The following is a 14,394-nucleotide window of genomic DNA, read 5'->3' on the forward strand; positions in this document are numbered from 1 at the left end:
GACTTCTTAAATGCCACCCTAAAAAAGATCAACCCCGCCAATACGACGCTCACCGTTACCTTGCCAAGCAACACCACCGGCGGCGGCTTGCTCAAGATGACCGCGCGGCTGGACTACAAGCCCTATTTCTATCCGGTCTTCGGCCAGCTCGTCGGCAAATCCGAAACCGACGCCAACCAGAGGATCAGCTTCAACATCACCTCGGAAGTGCGGCTGAAGAACACTCTTGAAGTCGCCCTGGTACTCGACAATTCCGGGTCGATGACTAAGACCGGAACGGGCTCGGGGCAAACGCGCATCGACCTTCTCAAGACCGCGGCAAAACAGCTGGTCGACACGCTGGCCCAGCAGGCGGCGATGATCAAGCAGGTCGACAGGCCGGTGCAGTTCGGCCTCGTGCCGTTTGCCGCCTCGGTCAATGTCGGGCCCGGCAACGGCAATGCGCCCTGGATGGATACCGAAGGCCTGTCGCCGGTATCGAACGAGAATTTCGACTGGTCGACGCTGAACGCAGCCGACAAATACGCCCAGCAGACCAACGGCATCTGGTACAAGCGCGGCACCGGATGGGGAACCGACGAAGGCCAGATGCTGACCCGGTTTTCGCTCTATCGCGACATGAAGGTCGTCACCAACCATGAGCGTGTCGTCAACAGCAAGCGCGTGGTGTGCGACGAATACAACCCGAACAACACCTGCAAACGCGACCACGACGAATACGACTACATCGACACCTATGGCCCGTTCGCCAGTTGGCAGGGCTGCGTCGAGGCCAGGCCTTATCCCTACAATGTCAACGACGCGGCGCCTTCCGGCGGCTCGGCGAACACCGGCATAGGGGTCGGCGATCCGGCGACGATGTTTGTGCCGATGTTCGCCCCGGACGAACCCGGCAACCATTGGAGGCTCACCCAGGATCCCGACGAGGCCGCGCCGACGACCTATGGCGCCATCAACAGCTGGTGGAATGACGACCCGACGAGCAGCACCGGCCAATCCCGGCTGCGCAACATGTCCAAATATTTCCAACCGAGGCCGATCAATGCGCCGGCGCTGGCCGCCGGCAACGGGCCGAACTACAGCTGCTCCACCAACCCGATCACGCCGCTGACCGATGTCAGCGTTACCACTGGGCTTACCGCGATCAAGGCCGCGATCGACCTGATGAAGCCCGATGGCGGCACCAATGTTCCCGAAGGCATGGCCTGGGGTTGGCGGGTGGTTTCGAGCGGCGAGCCGTTCACGCAAGGCCGCCCGGAAACCGAGAGAGGCAACGACAAGGTCGTCATCGTGCTGACCGACGGCGCCAATACCTACTACACGCCGTCCTCGCTCAGCCATTCCGACCCCGCCGATTCGAAATCGACCTATGCGTCCTTTGGCTATCTCAACCCAGGCTACAACGGCACTTCGGTGGGCCGCCTGTTCATGGGCACATCGAGCGCCATTGGCCAGTTCGACTATTCGAACGGCAACTACACCAATGCGCTCAACGAGCAGATGGCGACGCTTTGCAACAACGCCAAGGCAGCCAATATCATGGTGATGACGGTGGCGCTCGACCTGTCGACGACCAAAACCGCCGATCAGCAGGCGATCGAGGCGCTGAAATCCTGCTCGTCGAACTCGCGCTTCCGCAAGGATCCAACGGACGCGAGCAAGCCGGCAAAACTGTTCTGGAATGCCACCGGCGCCAGCTTGTCGAACGATTTCAAGGAAATCGGCAACGAATTGTCGAACCTGCGCATCGTCGGCTGATCCTCAGGCTTCGGGGGCTGGCTGGAACAACGGCTGGCGCCGCTATGCACTTGCGCGCGCCTCCCGGGACAGGCACATCTTGGCCGCCTGCCGGATCGCGCGTCCATTCGCGGCGCGCTGGGGAAGAACAGATGCCCGAAACAGCCAATCATCTCGCCTTCGCGCTGGTCTGCCTCGGCATGGTGCTGACGCCTGGCCCCAACATGATCTATTTGATCTCGCGTTCCCTGTCGCAGGGGCCGAAGGCGGGGCTCATCTCGCTTGGCGGCGTGGCGCTCGGCTTTGTCTTCTATGTACTGGCGGCGGCATTCGGCATCACCGCGCTGCTGCTCGCCGTGCCCTACGCCTATGATGCGCTGCGCTTTGCCGGCGTGCTCTATCTCCTGTGGCTGGCCTGGCAGGCGGTGAAGCCGGGCGGACGCTCGCCATTCGAAGTGCGCGAATTGCCGAGGGACCGGCCGCGCAAGCTTTTCGCCATGGGCCTGATGACCAATCTGCTCAATCCGAAGGTGGCCGTGCTCTATCTGTCGCTGTTGCCGCAGTTCATCAGCCCCGGCAAGGGTCACGTCCTGTCGCAGCTCCTGGTGCTCGGCGCGACACAGATCTCGATCAGCCTCAGCGTCAATGCCGTCATCGCGGTGACGGCCGGTTCAATCGCCACCTTTCTCGCCGGACGGCCCTTGTGGCTGGTCATCCAGCGCTGGATGATGGGAACCGTGCTGGCGGCTCTTGCGCTGAAGATGGCGACCGACGCGCAGCGCTGAGAGCTAGCCTACATCGGTCGCCTTATCTGCTGTGCCCGCTCCGGCTCGACCACCTTGCGGTAGAGATGCCAGGTGGCATGGCCGAGCACCGGCATGACGACGGCGAGCCCGGCAAACAGCGGGATCGAACCGATCACCAGAAGCACGGCGACCAGCAAGCCCCACAGCGCCATTTGCAGCGGGTTGGCCATCACCGCCCGGGCCGAGGTCTCGATGGCTGAGACGGCGCCGACGTCGCGGTCGAGCAGCAGCGGGAAGGCAACCACAGTGGTGGCCAGCACGATTACGGCAAAGACAAAGCCCGCGGCATTACCGGCAAGGATCAGCGTCCAGCCCTTACTGGTGGTCAGCACGTCGCGGATGAAGCCGCCGATCGAGGCCGGCGGCTGGTCTCCGAACAGGCCAGTGTAGATCGATTGCGCGGTGTAGAGCCACAACAGGAACAGCGCCACCAGCATGACGCCAATGACGGCGATCGACGGGATCGCGGACGAGCGCCGGACATCAAACGCGTGCCGCCAGGAGGTGTTCATGCCGAGCTCGCGCCGGCGGCTGATCTCGTAAAGGCCGAGCGCCGCAAACGGCCCGACCAGCGCGAAACCCGACATCAGGGGATAGATGAGCTGGATGGCATTGGCGCCGGACGTCCACTGCGTCAGGATCAGGCCGACGATGGGATAGATCAGGCACAGGAACACGTAGTGCGATGGTTTTGCCCAGAAATCCTCGAACCCGAGACGCAACGCATCCCAAAGGTCCGACGTGGTGATGCGGCGCACCGTCGGCTGCACATGCATTCCACGTGCGTCCGCCATGACATGAAAGCCGGCCATAACCTTCCTCCCGTGTGTCGGGGCGGTCACCGCCTGGATGGCCGCCAGAGCTGCCACTTCAAGATCGAGAAGCATGATAGCAGAGTTGGCGGCGATTGTCGCCGGGTCAATGGCCTGGGGAGCAACTCCTCGTTGTGTTCAACTCTCCGTATGGCCTCTCATATGGCGTACCTTGGCAGACCTTCGTTTTGTGCTGCATTTTAGCATTTACGCATTTTAGCATTTACTTAAATTACTCGTAGGGATCCCTGGCGTATCACCTGAGCTTTACGAGTTTCGGCGAGGGACTATGTTCGCATTGAAAGCCTTCTGGTCTTCGGAGCGCGGCAACTTTGCCATAACGACCGCCGTCGCTATGCTGCCAATAATGATTGGTTTGGCCGGCGCCGTCGATCTGATCGGCACGAGCCATGACGCCTCGCAACTCCAGAACTCGCTGGACGCGGCTGGGCTCGCCATCGGCACGAAGTTCTCTCCCGATATGGCGGCTGGCGATGTCCAGCAGCTTGGGCTGCAGTTCTTCGCCGCCAATATGAGCGCGGCCGACCAGCAGGAATATTTGGGCAGCGTCTCCGCTTTCGCGGCAACGGCAAGCGGCAGTCCAAGCGCCTACTTTATCTCGCTGTCGTCCAGCATAAGCCGCCCAAGCTTCATCAGCGCCTCGGCCCCCTGGCAGGCCTACCGCTCGGCCTCGGTCAAGATAAAACCTGGCGCGCAGGCCTGCGTGCTGGCGCTCGATCCGCATGCGTCCGCCGCCGTGAACCTGCAGGGCTCGACCAACGTCTCGATGGACAATTGCGTGATCGCGGCGAACTCGGACGCGTCCGATTCCGTCAACAGGGGCGGTTCCGCACTGGTTTCGGCCGGCTGTGTCTCAACCGTCGGCGGCACCAGCGGGCTGTTGCCACCCAGCGCCAGTCTCGCCTGCGGAACGCCGCACGAACATAGGTACGCGTCCTTTGATCCATTGGCCGACGTCGTTCCTCCCCCTTACACATTGTGTTTGCCTGTCCCGAACGGCAAAACCTACACGCTGTCGCCCGGCACTTATTGCGACAAGACATTATCGGGGAACATCACGCTTAATCCGGGCGTCTACATCATGCGCGGCACCACCATAAAGCCAGGGGGAAACGGCAGCCTGACTGGCCAGGGCGTGACCATTTTCCTCATGGAAAGCGCTCAGATCTACATAAATGCCAATGAGAAGGTGAACCTTTCCCCGCCCACCAGCGGCCCTTATGCTGGCATCACCATTTTCCAGGATCACGGCAACACGTCTGCCCTGACATTGAATGGTGGCGCAAATTCCGTGCTCAGCGGTTTCATCTACGCGCCGGACGCGCCCATTTCCTACGCCGGCAATTCTGATATGAGCGCCCAGGGCGACTGTCTCAGGCTTGTCGGCAATACGATACAGATGACCGGGAACTCGTCCGTCAAGTCCGACTGCGCGGCGGCGCTTGGAAATCGCACAATGTATGCCGATCGGATGATCACTCTGGTGAAATGAGAGACAACCTGACGTGCGGCGGCGCCAGCGGTTGCGTTGAGAAAAATGGCGATAACGCACGGCCGGATCGGTTTCGATGCGAGGCGCAATCCGGCCAGCCTGGGATAGGCAGCGCCGTCGATCGCCTGGTGAAACTCCGCCCAGCATGCCACGCCGATCAGCGTTGTACCGGCCAGCGTCAGTCTGTCGCCCCCTCTCCGATTTTCGCCGCCCTGCCCGGCAAAAGCCATGATCGTTATTATCTCAGAGGCATGACCATAGCGAAAATCGAAACCCACCCGATCCCGAAGCTGAACAGGCGCATGGTGCTGACCGGCCTCGCAGCCCTGGCGGGGCTCGCCGCCTGCAGCACCGTTTCACTGCCAACCGGCGAAGGCGCCGGGGTCTCCTCCTCCGCCACCAGCACGCTGGCCAGCATCCGCGCCTCGGCCGGGCTCGCGCCGCTGGTCCCCGACCGGCAGCTCGAACAGGCCGCCCTGCAGCAGGCAGGCTACATGGCGCAGCGCCGCCGCATGAGCCACACCACCGGCTGGGGCAAGGATTTCGCCTCGCGCGTCAGGGACAATCGAATTTCCGGTGCCGCGGCGGAGAACATCGCCGAGGGTCGTTTCGACCTCGAGAAGCTGTTCGACATCTGGGTGCATTCACCAGGCCATCGCCGCAACATGCTCGACCCGCGCTTCACACGCTTCGGCCTTGCCTATGTGCGCGACGGCAGCGACAGCAAGCTCCGTTACTGGAGCCTCGTGCTCGGAAAATAGGAAAACGTGCCGGTTCGGTGCGCCACCCCCAAGACGATTTGATGGAAAGCTAGTCCATATGCGCCGCCGGCGCGCCGCCGGCTGGCGCCTGCTTCGGCTTGCGCAGCAGGAAAACAAACGGGATGGCAAGCAGCGTCATCACCATGAGTATTTTGAAGTCGTTGACGTAGGAGATCATCATGGCCTGGAGATTGACCATGCGATCGACCTGCGAGAGCGCCGTTGGGTCGCCGCCTGCGGCAGCCGGCGAGACAGCCCACAGATTGGGGTTGAACGGATTGATGAAGGCCGAAAGCTCGGCATGGTTGATCTGCGTGTTGCGCACCATCAACACCGTCACGACCGACACGCCGATCGACGAGCCAAGATTGCGCACCAGGCTGAACAGAGCCGTGGCATCGGTGCGGAAGCGCACGTCAAGCGTGGCGAAGGCGACGGTCGACAACGGCACGAACACCATCCCCATGCCCAGGCCCTGGATGACGCCGGAGCTGATGATCAGCCAATTGTCCATCTGCGGGGTGAAGCTGGACATGGTGTAGAGCGACTGCGCGGTCAGCAGGAAGCCGATGACGACGAGGATCCTGGCGTCAATCCTGCTCATGAGCCGCCCGACGACGAGCATCGAGATCATGGTGCCGACGCCGCGTGGCCCCATGACGATGCCGATGGTGACGGTCGGATAGCCGAAGATGGTCGACAGCATCGGCGGCAGCAGCGACATGCTCGCCAGGATGAGCACACCCATAACGAAGATGAACGCCAGCCCGGTCACGAAATTGCGGTCGAGGAAGATCTTGGGATCGATGAAGGGGTGCTCGGCCGTCATGGTGTGAATGATGAACACCCAGAAGCCGGTGAGCGAAAGACCAAGTTCGATCCAGATCTCGACCGAGGAAAACCAGTCGACCTCGCCGCCGCGGTCGAGCAGCAGCTGAAGCGCGCCGACGCCGAGCGATATCATGGCGAAGCCGAAGAAATCGAAGCCGCGCACGCGCCGCGCGATAGCCGGCAAATAAGCGGCCATACCGAGAAAGGCGACGATGCCGACCGGCAGATTGATGAAGAACACCCAACGCCAGTTGAAATTCTCGGTCAGCCAGCCACCGAGTGTCGGGCCCAGAATCGGACCCAGCATGATGCCGGCGCCCCAGATGGCCATCGCCTGGCCATGGCGTTCCCTGGGATTGATGTCGAGCAGGAAGGTCTGCGACAGAGGCACGATCGCGGCGCCGAACACGCCTTGCATCAGCCGGAAGAACACCATGGTCTCCAGGCTCCAGGCGATGCCGCACAGCATCGAAAACACGGTGAAGCCGACCACCGCCGTCAGGAACAGTTCCTTGCGGCCGAAGCGATCGGCCAGCCAGCCGGTGACCGGCGTCATGATGGCGGCGGCAACGATGTAGGAGGTCAGCACCCAGTTGATGTTGTCAGGCGAGGCGCCGAGATCGCCGGTCATGGTCGGCAGCGCGACGTTGGCGATCGTCGTGTCGAGCGCCTGCATGATCGTCGCCAACATGAGCGCGACCGTGATCAGGCCGCGATGCGGCACTTCTTTGAAGGGTTCGGGCGTGTTCATGGCGTGGAACTTCCAGCAGGTAACAAAAACGTGTACAAGGGGTTTCCGGGCGGCAACGCCTTCCGTTGAGAGACCCTCGTCGCGGTGGGACGCGATTGTCGATGTGGGGGTTACATCGACTGAAAGTCTCTAATGAGCGGATGCCTGCCGCCCGGAAACATGAGGACCGACGGGTCCGCGTCGGAGATTTCAGATTCGGCCAGGCCGCACCGCGGCAGCACCCAAACGCTGATCCTCCAGCTCCTCCCATCAGACCAATCCTGCTATTCACCTCCGCCGCTGGTCCTGCGGCATTCTGTTGACGTTACTGCGCGGCCTCGCCGGCCGTGGCGTGACCGAAGATCGAAGGCAGGCCACGCGCCACGCCGGTGTCGACGGTAACGGTGGCGCTCATGCCGGTGCGCAACGCCATCTTGGCGTCCGCATCGGTCAGTTCGAGACGAACCGGGATGCGCTGTGTGACCTTGACCCAGTTGCCGGTGGCATTCTGGGCCGGCAGCAGCGAGAACTCGGCTCCCGTGCCGGCGCCGATCGCCTTGACCGTCGCCTCGAAGGTGCGCCCCGGATAGGTGTCGACCACGATCTCGGCCTTCTGGCCGGGCTTCATATGGGTGAGCTGCGTTTCCTTGAAATTGGCATCGATCCAGGTGTCGCCGGTCTCGACCAGCGAAAACAGCGGCGTGCCGGAACCGACATACTGGCCGACCTTGAACGACGAGGCCTGGCTGACGATGCCGTCAGCCGGCGCCTTGACCGTGGTCTGCGCCAGATCGTAGGCGGCCTTGTCGCGCGCGGCGAGCGCGGCCATCACGGTCGGATGCTTGTCGGTTTCGATGTCGGGATTGCCGCCAAGGGCTGCCTTGGCGCTGATGATGCCTTGCTCGGCAACGGCGAGCTGCTGCTTGGCCTTGTCGAGATCGTTCTTGGCTTCGTCCAGCGACGATTTGGCGTTGATGCCCTTCTGGGCAAGATCGGCGGCGCGGTCGAACTGCGACTGGGCGAAGGCGACCTGGCTGGCATCGGACTTCTGCTGAGCCATCGACTGGCCATAGGCGGCGCGCAACTGCTCGACATTGAGACGCGCGCCCGCCACCGCCGCGTCGGCCTGCGCCAACGCGATCCGGTAGGGCTCGGGGTCGATGGCAAACAGCTCGTCACCCTGCTTGACCAGCTGGTTATCGAAGATATCGACCTTGACGATGCGGCCGGCCGTGTCGGAAGCGATCGATACCTTGGCCTGCTGCAGATTGGCGTTCTCGGTCTCCTGATAGCGGCCGCCGGTAACCCAGACATAGCCGCCGCCAACAGCCAATGCCGCAGGCAGCGCGACCATCAGCAGGAAGCGGCCCAGCCGGCGCTTTTTCTTCACCGGCGCCGGAGCCGGCTGCACCGGGGGAGCAACGGTCGCCGGGGCCGCGGCCGGCTGCGCCGGCGCTTCCATTTCCAGTTCGGTCACTTTCTCGTCTATCTTGGCTACCGCGTTCATGCTGCTGCGCCCTCTGTGTTCTTCACTTTTTCAATGGACGGCGTCTCGTCGTCGGTCAGGTTGCGGACCATCGCCTCAAGTCCCTCGACGAGGACGCGACGGGCTTCCGGTTTCACGCCGACCAGCGATTCCTCATAGACTTCTCCGGCAATGCTCTTGATCACGGCGTAGGCATCGCTTGCCTTGGGCGTCAGGAAGATCATGCGGACGCGGCGATCGGCAGCGTCGGAACGACGCTCGATCCAGCCTCCCTCCTCCATGCGGTCGACCAGGCGCGAAACGCTGATCGGCTCGATTTCGAGAAGTTCGGCCAGCCGCGCCTGCGCGACACCGTCTTCCTTGGCAACGCGGACCAGAAGCCGCCATTGCGCCGAAGAAAGCCCCAAGCCACTGGCCCTCGCCTCGAAGCGCTTGCGCATCAGGCGCTGCACGTCGTGGATCAAGAAGCCCAATCTGTCGATGCCATCGGAAACCATGAGCGGGATATATAATAAGCGTGCTCACTATTCAAGGTGCCGCAGTGCACACAAAGCCGACAAATGTGCATGACAGCTTTGCCGGGCCAATCATGGTTATCGATTTGCGAACGCATGATGGCCGCGCCGCCTCTCCGCTGGTCGCGTCTGGCATATTGATGTACAGCCGCTGAACAGGATCGGGGGATCAACGCAATGCCGACGCTTTACGCTCTCAAGCCGGCCTTCCAGGGTCGATTGCGGCCGCTGGTCAATCGGCTGGCGGCCATCGGGGTCACCGCAAACAGCATAACCATCCTGGCGGCCGCGATGTCGATAGTCGCCGGCGCGGCCATTGCGATCCGGCATGAATGGCGCTGGCTGCTGTTGCTTATCCCCGTGGTGATGTTCGTGCGCATGGCGCTGAATGCCGTGGACGGCATGCTGGCGCGCGAGCATGGCCAAGCCTCGACGCTCGGCATGTATCTGAACGAGTTGTGCGACGTCGTTTCGGACCTCGCGCTGATCTTGCCTTTTGCCGTCTTTCCGGAATTTGGCGCATGGGGCGTCGTCGCCTTCGCAATATCGGCGGTGCTGACCGAGTTTGCCGGCGTGCTCGGCATCGCCGCCAAGATCGGCCGCAACTATGCCGGGCCGTTCGGCAAGAGCGACAGGGCGCTGGCGCTTGGCGTCGTCGCCGTGCTGTGCGCCCCAGGGCTGTGGCCGGCATCGATCGCGCCATTTGTGTTTCCGGCCATGGCAACGCTTTCGCTGCTGACCGCCATAAACCGGATACGCGCCGGGCTTATTGGCAGCGCCAGCTGAGCATCGAGGCTCGCCATGCCGCCAGTGGGGCCGCCAGAGGGAAAGACCATGATGCACGAACCGGTCGCCGCCGCGGCCACGGAAAGCCTTGCGCGGCAAGCGCAGGAGCGGGTCTTCCGCAGCCATGACGGGACGGAGATCTTCTACCGATTCTGGCCGGCGGCTTCGGCCGATGCCAAAGGCGCGATGGTGCTCTTCCATCGCGGCCACGAGCATGGCGGCCGCATGGCCCATCTCGTCGATGAATTGCGGATGCCGGACCACGCCTTCTATGCCTGGGATGCCCGCGGCAATGGCCGTTCGTCCGGCGAGCGCGGCTATGCCCCGTCCTTCTCGGCGCTGGTGCGCGACATCGACTGCTTCATGCGCGAGATCGCTGAAAGGGATGGCTTCGCCACGCGCGATATCGCGCTGATCGCGCAGTCCTTCGGCGCCGTTCTGGCCGCCGCCTGGGTGCATGACTATGCGCCGAAGCTGCGCGCCATGGTGCTGGCCTCACCGGCCTTCTCGGTAAAACTCTACGTGCCCTTCGCCAAGGAGGGCATAGCGCTCTGGCAGAAGATCAAGGGCCGCTTCTTCGTCAATTCCTACGTCAAGGCGAAATTCCTGACCCATGATCCCGTGCGAATCGCCTCTTTCGAGAGCGATCCACTGATCACGCGGCCGATCGCTTCCAACATCCTGGTCGAACTCTATCAGCATGCAGCCCGCATCGTTGCGGACGCCCGCGCCATCACCGCGCCGACGCAGCTTCTGCTTTCGGGCAGCGATTGGGTCGTGCGCCACGGCCCGCAGCACGAGTTCTTCGTCAATCTCGGCAGCCGCATCAAGGAACGTCATGTGCTGCCGGGCTTCTTCCACGACACGCTGGGCGAACGCGACCGGGCAAAGGCCCTCGACCTGATCCGGCCGTTCCTGGCCAGGCAGTTCGCGGCACCGGATGCGCCGGTCGACCTGAAGCAGGCGGACATTGCCGGCTACACACGCGACGAGGCCGACCGGCTTGCTTCACCGCTCGCGTTGATGTCGCCAAAGGGCCTCTATTGGGCATTCAGCCGCGCCTCCATCCGCATGGGCGCCTGGGTCTCCCAAGGCATGAAGACCGGCATTGCCACCGGCTTCGATTCCGGCTCGACGCTGGATTATGTCTACGAAAACGACGCGCGCGGACTTACGCCCCTTGGCCGCGTCGTCGACCGTGTCTTCCTGGAAGCTATCGGCTGGCGCGGCATCCGCCAGCGCAAGCTGCATCTCGAAGAACTGATCGGCTCTTGCCTGGCAACGCTCAAGACCACTGGCCGGCCAGTGCATATTCTCGACATCGCCGCCGGCCACGGCCGCTATGTTCTCGATGCCATCGTGAAGAGCCCCGACCAGCCGGCGAGCGTGCGTCTGCAGGATTATTCCGACCTCAACGTGCAGCTTGGCCGCAAGCTGATCACGGAGCGGCAATTGCCGGCTGACGTCACGTTCCAGCGCGCCGACGCTTTCGATGCCGACGTGCTCGCCAACGCCGATCCGGCGCCGGACCTCGCCATCGTTTCCGGCCTCTACGAGCTATTCTCGGACAATGCGATGATCGCCCGGTCGCTCGGTGGATTGGCCAGCGCCATGCAGCCGGGCAGCCTGTTGCTCTACACCAACCAGCCTTGGCACCCGCAGCTCGAGATGATCGCCCGCAGCCTGACCTCGCATCGCGGCGGCGAGGCCTGGGTGATGCGCCGGCGCACGCAAGGCGAAATGGACCAGCTCGTCGAAGCCGCCGGTTTCGAAAAGCTCGACCAGCGCATCGACCAATGGGGCATCTTCACCGTCTCGCTCGCGCGGCGCCGCTGAGCAGCATGGTGTCATCGCCTGCATCCGTGGCGCGTGCCGAACCCTATAGCCGGGTGGTCGTCAGGGCAGCCCTGTGGCTGGCCTTCCTGGCGCCGTTCTTCTATCTCAGCTACGGCTTCGCCAACTGGCTGGCGTCGCGGCGCGACGATGTCGGCAGTATCGTGTTCTCGTGGGAGCACGGCATCCCGTTCGTCGCCTGGACCATCGTGCCCTATTGGTCGATCAACCTGTTCTACGGCCTGTCGCTGCTGCTCAACAACGACAGGCAAGGGGTCGACCGTCTGGCCGGACGCTATCTCACCGCGCAAATCGTCGCCGTTATCTGCTTCATCCTGTTCCCGCTGACCGCTACATTCGTGCGGCCGGCGACGACCGGCCTGCCCGGCTTCCTGTTTGCCGTGCTCGGCGGTTTCGACAAGCCGTTCAACCAGGCCCCCTCGCTGCACATCGCCCTTTTGGCGATCATCTGGGATCATTGGCGCCACCGGCTCGGCGGGTTGCTCCTGCCGCTCTGGCACGGCTGGTGCTTTCTGATCGGCGCCTCGGTGCTGACGACCTGGCAGCATCACTTCATCGACATCCCGACCGGCGCGCTGCTCGGGTTCTTTGCGCTGTGGCTGTTTCCGCGCAGCGGCGCATTGCCGTTTGCAGGCTTCCGGCTGACCAACGATGCGAAAGCGCGGCGGCTGGCGCGGTTCTACGCTATGGGCGCCGTCCTCGCGCTGGCCGGTGCCGCGCTCGGTGCCTACGTTTGCGCCGTCGCGCTCTTCCTGCTTTGGCCGGCGCTGGCGCTGGCCATCGTCACCCTCGCCTATGCAGGGGCAGGCGAAAAAGTGTTCCAGAAATCCGCCGATGGCAGCATGACGCTTGCAAGCCGTGTCCTGCTCTTGCCTTATCGCCTCGGCGCCAGGGCAAACATATGGGCCTGGACGCGCAATCTTGCCCCCCAGGTGGCGATTGCCGAAGGTGTCTTTCTCGGGCGCTTTCCCACGGCAAGCGAGGCCAACAGCTTCGGCACGGTCATCGACCTCGCCGCCGAACTCGAAAAGCCGGCGACAACCGATTGCCGCTGGATCAGCTTTCCGATGATCGACCTGTTGCCGCCGCCACTGGCGATACGGCAACAGGCAGCCGGCGCGCTGGAGAATGCACGCCGCGACGGCACCGTCCTGGTGTGCTGCGCGCTCGGCTTCCAGCGCAGCGCCGGCGTCGTCGCCGAATGGCTGGTGGCGACCGGCAGGGCCGGGACGCCGACGCTCGCCCGCGAGATGCTCGCGGCCGCCGGCCGGCCGGTCCACCTTGCAGAGGCCACTGGGCGGGCGGCGTCATGACAGGCAATACCTATCAGGACCGCACCGACCGCTTCGCCGGCATGCTGATGCGACAGGCCGCGTGGCCGGCCGCAATCGTGCTGACCGCAAATGTCCTTGCGCCTCTAGCCGCGTCGGCGCGCGGTGCCTTCGAGACCTTGCCCGCGGCCATCGCTTTGTCGATCGCCGCCGCGAGCGCGGTTGCGGTGCTGGCGCTGTCGGCATTGCTGGCATTCGACGCGCTGCTGTTCCGACTGATGGCGAGCCATGACGACGAAGCTTCCGGCGGTGCCGCGGTGGATGACATGTTGGCGCGCATGCGCCTGAAACCGGCTCCGTTCGCGACACGCTTGCTCGATGACCGCATGGCCGGCACAAGCCGCTTGCTGTTCAAGCAACGCGCTGCCCTGGCTCTGTTTGCCGCAGCGCTTCTGGCGGCAGGGTTTTGGGCGCCGCGATGAACAAGCTTTCGCTCAAGACCTTCACCTTGCTGCAGACGGTAACCTCCGTCGGCCTGTCGGCTCTGGCCCGGATGGTGACCGGGGTGCGGCCGATCTGGAACGGCAGCCTGCCCTCCGAGCGGCAGCGCATCTATTTCGCCAATCACACCAGCCATGGCGACTTCATCCTTTTGTCGGCCTGTCTCAGCGAAAGGGAGCGCGCGATCACCCATGCTGTTGCCGCAGGCGAATATTGGGGGAAGTCGCGGCTGCGCCGCTTTATCGCGCAGGACATCTTGTCGTCCGTGCTCATCAACCGGCAATGGACGAGACCTGAGGAAAACCCCATCGAGATCATGCTGTCGGTTCTCGACCAAGGGCACTCGCTTATCCTGTTTCCCGAAGGCACACGCAACATGACCGAAGAGCCGCTGCTGGCGTTCCGCTCCGGGCTCTACAATCTGTCGACGGCGCGGCCTGAGGTCGAGCTGATCCCGTGCTGGATCGAGAACATGTCGCGCGTGCTGCCCAAGGGCCAGTTCCTGCCGGTGCCGCTGCTGTGCCGCGTCGTTTTCGGCGCGCCTGTCGCGGTTGGCCCGGGCGAAGAACGCCGCGCCTTTCTCGAGCGCGCCCACGCCGCGCTTCTGGCGCTCAACCCGCGTCCCGAGCGAGACGATTGATGCGCCACGAGATCTCCATCCTGATCATCGGCCTGCTGGCGGTTTTGACCACCGCCAGCATCGTCGCCACCATCCTTTCGGCGCGAGCGCCGAAGCCGCTGAGCTCGACGCTTGTCAATCTCACGCAGCGCATCAACGCCTGGTGGGTGAT

Annotated in this window: 13 protein-coding genes and 1 pseudogene; 10 read left to right on the forward strand and 4 right to left on the reverse strand. The window is 63.4% G+C overall.

Features of this window, described 5'->3' with window-relative positions; genetic code table 11:
• Positions 1 to 1,758, forward strand: a 1,758-nt coding sequence (locus EN914_RS06120) for a vWA domain-containing protein (RefSeq protein WP_164778664.1), incomplete at its 5' end; no start/stop codon positions are given.
• 131 nt (positions 1,759 to 1,889) lie between these two features.
• Positions 1,890 to 2,522, forward strand: coding sequence for a LysE family translocator (locus EN914_RS06125; RefSeq protein WP_024504845.1), 633 nt, complete (start codon positions 1,890 to 1,892; stop codon positions 2,520 to 2,522).
• Between the two features lie 8 nt (positions 2,523 to 2,530).
• Here EN914_RS06125 and EN914_RS06130 read toward each other — a convergent pair whose 3' ends face one another.
• Positions 2,531 to 3,355: a DUF2189 domain-containing protein gene (locus EN914_RS06130; protein ID WP_013532367.1), complete on the reverse strand. Its 825-nt coding sequence runs from the start codon at positions 3,353 to 3,355 to the stop codon at positions 2,531 to 2,533.
• Between the two features lie 289 nt (positions 3,356 to 3,644).
• Between EN914_RS06130 and EN914_RS06135 the strand changes: the two genes are divergently transcribed.
• Both EN914_RS06135 and EN914_RS06140 read left to right on the forward strand, forming a co-directional pair.
• A complete protein-coding gene (locus EN914_RS06135) occupies positions 3,645 to 4,868 on the forward strand; it encodes a TadE/TadG family type IV pilus assembly protein (RefSeq protein ID WP_024504846.1) in 1,224 nt (407 codons plus the stop codon).
• Positions 4,869 to 5,119: 251 nt separating this feature from the next.
• Positions 5,120 to 5,629 (forward strand): CAP domain-containing protein, encoded by a 510-nt coding sequence (locus EN914_RS06140; protein ID WP_032899511.1) that lies wholly within the window; start codon positions 5,120 to 5,122, stop codon positions 5,627 to 5,629.
• 49 nt (positions 5,630 to 5,678) lie between these two features.
• On the opposite strand, the gene EN914_RS06145 is transcribed toward EN914_RS06140, so the two are convergent.
• The 3 genes from EN914_RS06145 to EN914_RS06155 form a co-directional block, all read right to left on the reverse strand.
• Positions 5,679 to 7,211 carry a DHA2 family efflux MFS transporter permease subunit gene (locus tag EN914_RS06145; protein WP_024504848.1) on the reverse strand — a complete coding sequence of 511 codons (1,533 nt, stop codon included), beginning with the start codon at positions 7,209 to 7,211 and terminating at the stop codon, positions 5,679 to 5,681.
• A gap of 304 nt (positions 7,212 to 7,515) precedes the next feature.
• Positions 7,516 to 8,697 (reverse strand): HlyD family secretion protein, encoded by a 1,182-nt coding sequence (locus tag EN914_RS06150; RefSeq protein ID WP_013532371.1) that lies wholly within the window; start codon positions 8,695 to 8,697, stop codon positions 7,516 to 7,518.
• Positions 8,694 to 9,173, reverse strand: coding sequence for a MarR family winged helix-turn-helix transcriptional regulator (locus tag EN914_RS06155; RefSeq protein ID WP_013532372.1), 480 nt, complete (start codon positions 9,171 to 9,173; stop codon positions 8,694 to 8,696). Before EN914_RS06155 ends, EN914_RS06150 begins: the two co-directional genes overlap by 4 nt.
• A gap of 195 nt (positions 9,174 to 9,368) precedes the next feature.
• Here EN914_RS06155 and EN914_RS06160 point away from each other — a divergent pair, with 195 nt between their 5' ends.
• The 6 genes and pseudogenes from EN914_RS06160 to EN914_RS39125 all read left to right on the forward strand — a co-directional run.
• Complete coding sequence (locus EN914_RS06160) at positions 9,369 to 9,977, forward strand: CDP-alcohol phosphatidyltransferase family protein (RefSeq protein WP_024504849.1); 609 nt, start codon at positions 9,369 to 9,371, stop codon at positions 9,975 to 9,977.
• A gap of 51 nt (positions 9,978 to 10,028) precedes the next feature.
• Positions 10,029 to 11,813, forward strand: a complete 1,785-nt coding sequence (locus EN914_RS06165) for an alpha/beta fold hydrolase (protein ID WP_024504850.1) — start codon at positions 10,029 to 10,031, stop codon at positions 11,811 to 11,813.
• Between the two features lie 5 nt (positions 11,814 to 11,818).
• Positions 11,819 to 13,144 carry a phosphatase PAP2/dual specificity phosphatase family protein gene (locus tag EN914_RS06170; protein WP_024504851.1) on the forward strand — a complete coding sequence of 442 codons (1,326 nt, stop codon included), beginning with the start codon at positions 11,819 to 11,821 and terminating at the stop codon, positions 13,142 to 13,144.
• Positions 13,141 to 13,584 (forward strand): hypothetical protein, encoded by a 444-nt coding sequence (locus tag EN914_RS06175; protein ID WP_024504852.1) that lies wholly within the window; start codon positions 13,141 to 13,143, stop codon positions 13,582 to 13,584. Before EN914_RS06170 ends, EN914_RS06175 begins: the two co-directional genes overlap by 4 nt.
• A complete protein-coding gene (locus EN914_RS06180; RefSeq protein ID WP_024504853.1) occupies positions 13,581 to 14,243 on the forward strand; it encodes a 1-acyl-sn-glycerol-3-phosphate acyltransferase in 663 nt (220 codons plus the stop codon). Before EN914_RS06175 ends, EN914_RS06180 begins: the two co-directional genes overlap by 4 nt.
• Positions 14,243 to 14,394, forward strand: a pseudogene (locus tag EN914_RS39125) (phosphatidate cytidylyltransferase); the annotation flags it as partial. The gene EN914_RS06180 and the pseudogene EN914_RS39125, both read left to right, overlap by 1 nt.

This window comes from Mesorhizobium sp. M7A.F.Ca.CA.001.08.2.1 (genome assembly GCF_003998455.1).
Classification (GTDB): domain Bacteria; phylum Pseudomonadota; class Alphaproteobacteria; order Rhizobiales; family Rhizobiaceae; genus Mesorhizobium; species Mesorhizobium ciceri.

What these genes read in the sequence shown, in the direction of transcription:
- EN914_RS06125 (WP_024504845.1), top strand. Translation starts at nt 1,890, where the DNA reads ATGCCCGAAACAGCCAATCATCTCGCCTTCGCGCTGGTCTGCCTCGGC.
- EN914_RS06130 (WP_013532367.1), bottom strand. Translation starts at nt 3,355, where the DNA reads ATGGCCGGCTTTCATGTCATGGCGGACGCACGTGGAATGCATGTGCAG.
- EN914_RS06135 (WP_024504846.1), top strand. Translation starts at nt 3,645, where the DNA reads ATGTTCGCATTGAAAGCCTTCTGGTCTTCGGAGCGCGGCAACTTTGCC.
- EN914_RS06140 (WP_032899511.1), top strand. Translation starts at nt 5,120, where the DNA reads ATGACCATAGCGAAAATCGAAACCCACCCGATCCCGAAGCTGAACAGG.
- EN914_RS06145 (WP_024504848.1), bottom strand. Translation starts at nt 7,211, where the DNA reads ATGAACACGCCCGAACCCTTCAAAGAAGTGCCGCATCGCGGCCTGATC.
- EN914_RS06150 (WP_013532371.1), bottom strand. Translation starts at nt 8,697, where the DNA reads ATGAACGCGGTAGCCAAGATAGACGAGAAAGTGACCGAACTGGAAATG.
- EN914_RS06155 (WP_013532372.1), bottom strand. Translation starts at nt 9,173, where the DNA reads ATGGTTTCCGATGGCATCGACAGATTGGGCTTCTTGATCCACGACGTG.
- EN914_RS06160 (WP_024504849.1), top strand. Translation starts at nt 9,369, where the DNA reads ATGCCGACGCTTTACGCTCTCAAGCCGGCCTTCCAGGGTCGATTGCGG.
- EN914_RS06165 (WP_024504850.1), top strand. Translation starts at nt 10,029, where the DNA reads ATGCACGAACCGGTCGCCGCCGCGGCCACGGAAAGCCTTGCGCGGCAA.
- EN914_RS06170 (WP_024504851.1), top strand. Translation starts at nt 11,819, where the DNA reads ATGGTGTCATCGCCTGCATCCGTGGCGCGTGCCGAACCCTATAGCCGG.
- EN914_RS06175 (WP_024504852.1), top strand. Translation starts at nt 13,141, where the DNA reads ATGACAGGCAATACCTATCAGGACCGCACCGACCGCTTCGCCGGCATG.
- EN914_RS06180 (WP_024504853.1), top strand. Translation starts at nt 13,581, where the DNA reads ATGAACAAGCTTTCGCTCAAGACCTTCACCTTGCTGCAGACGGTAACC.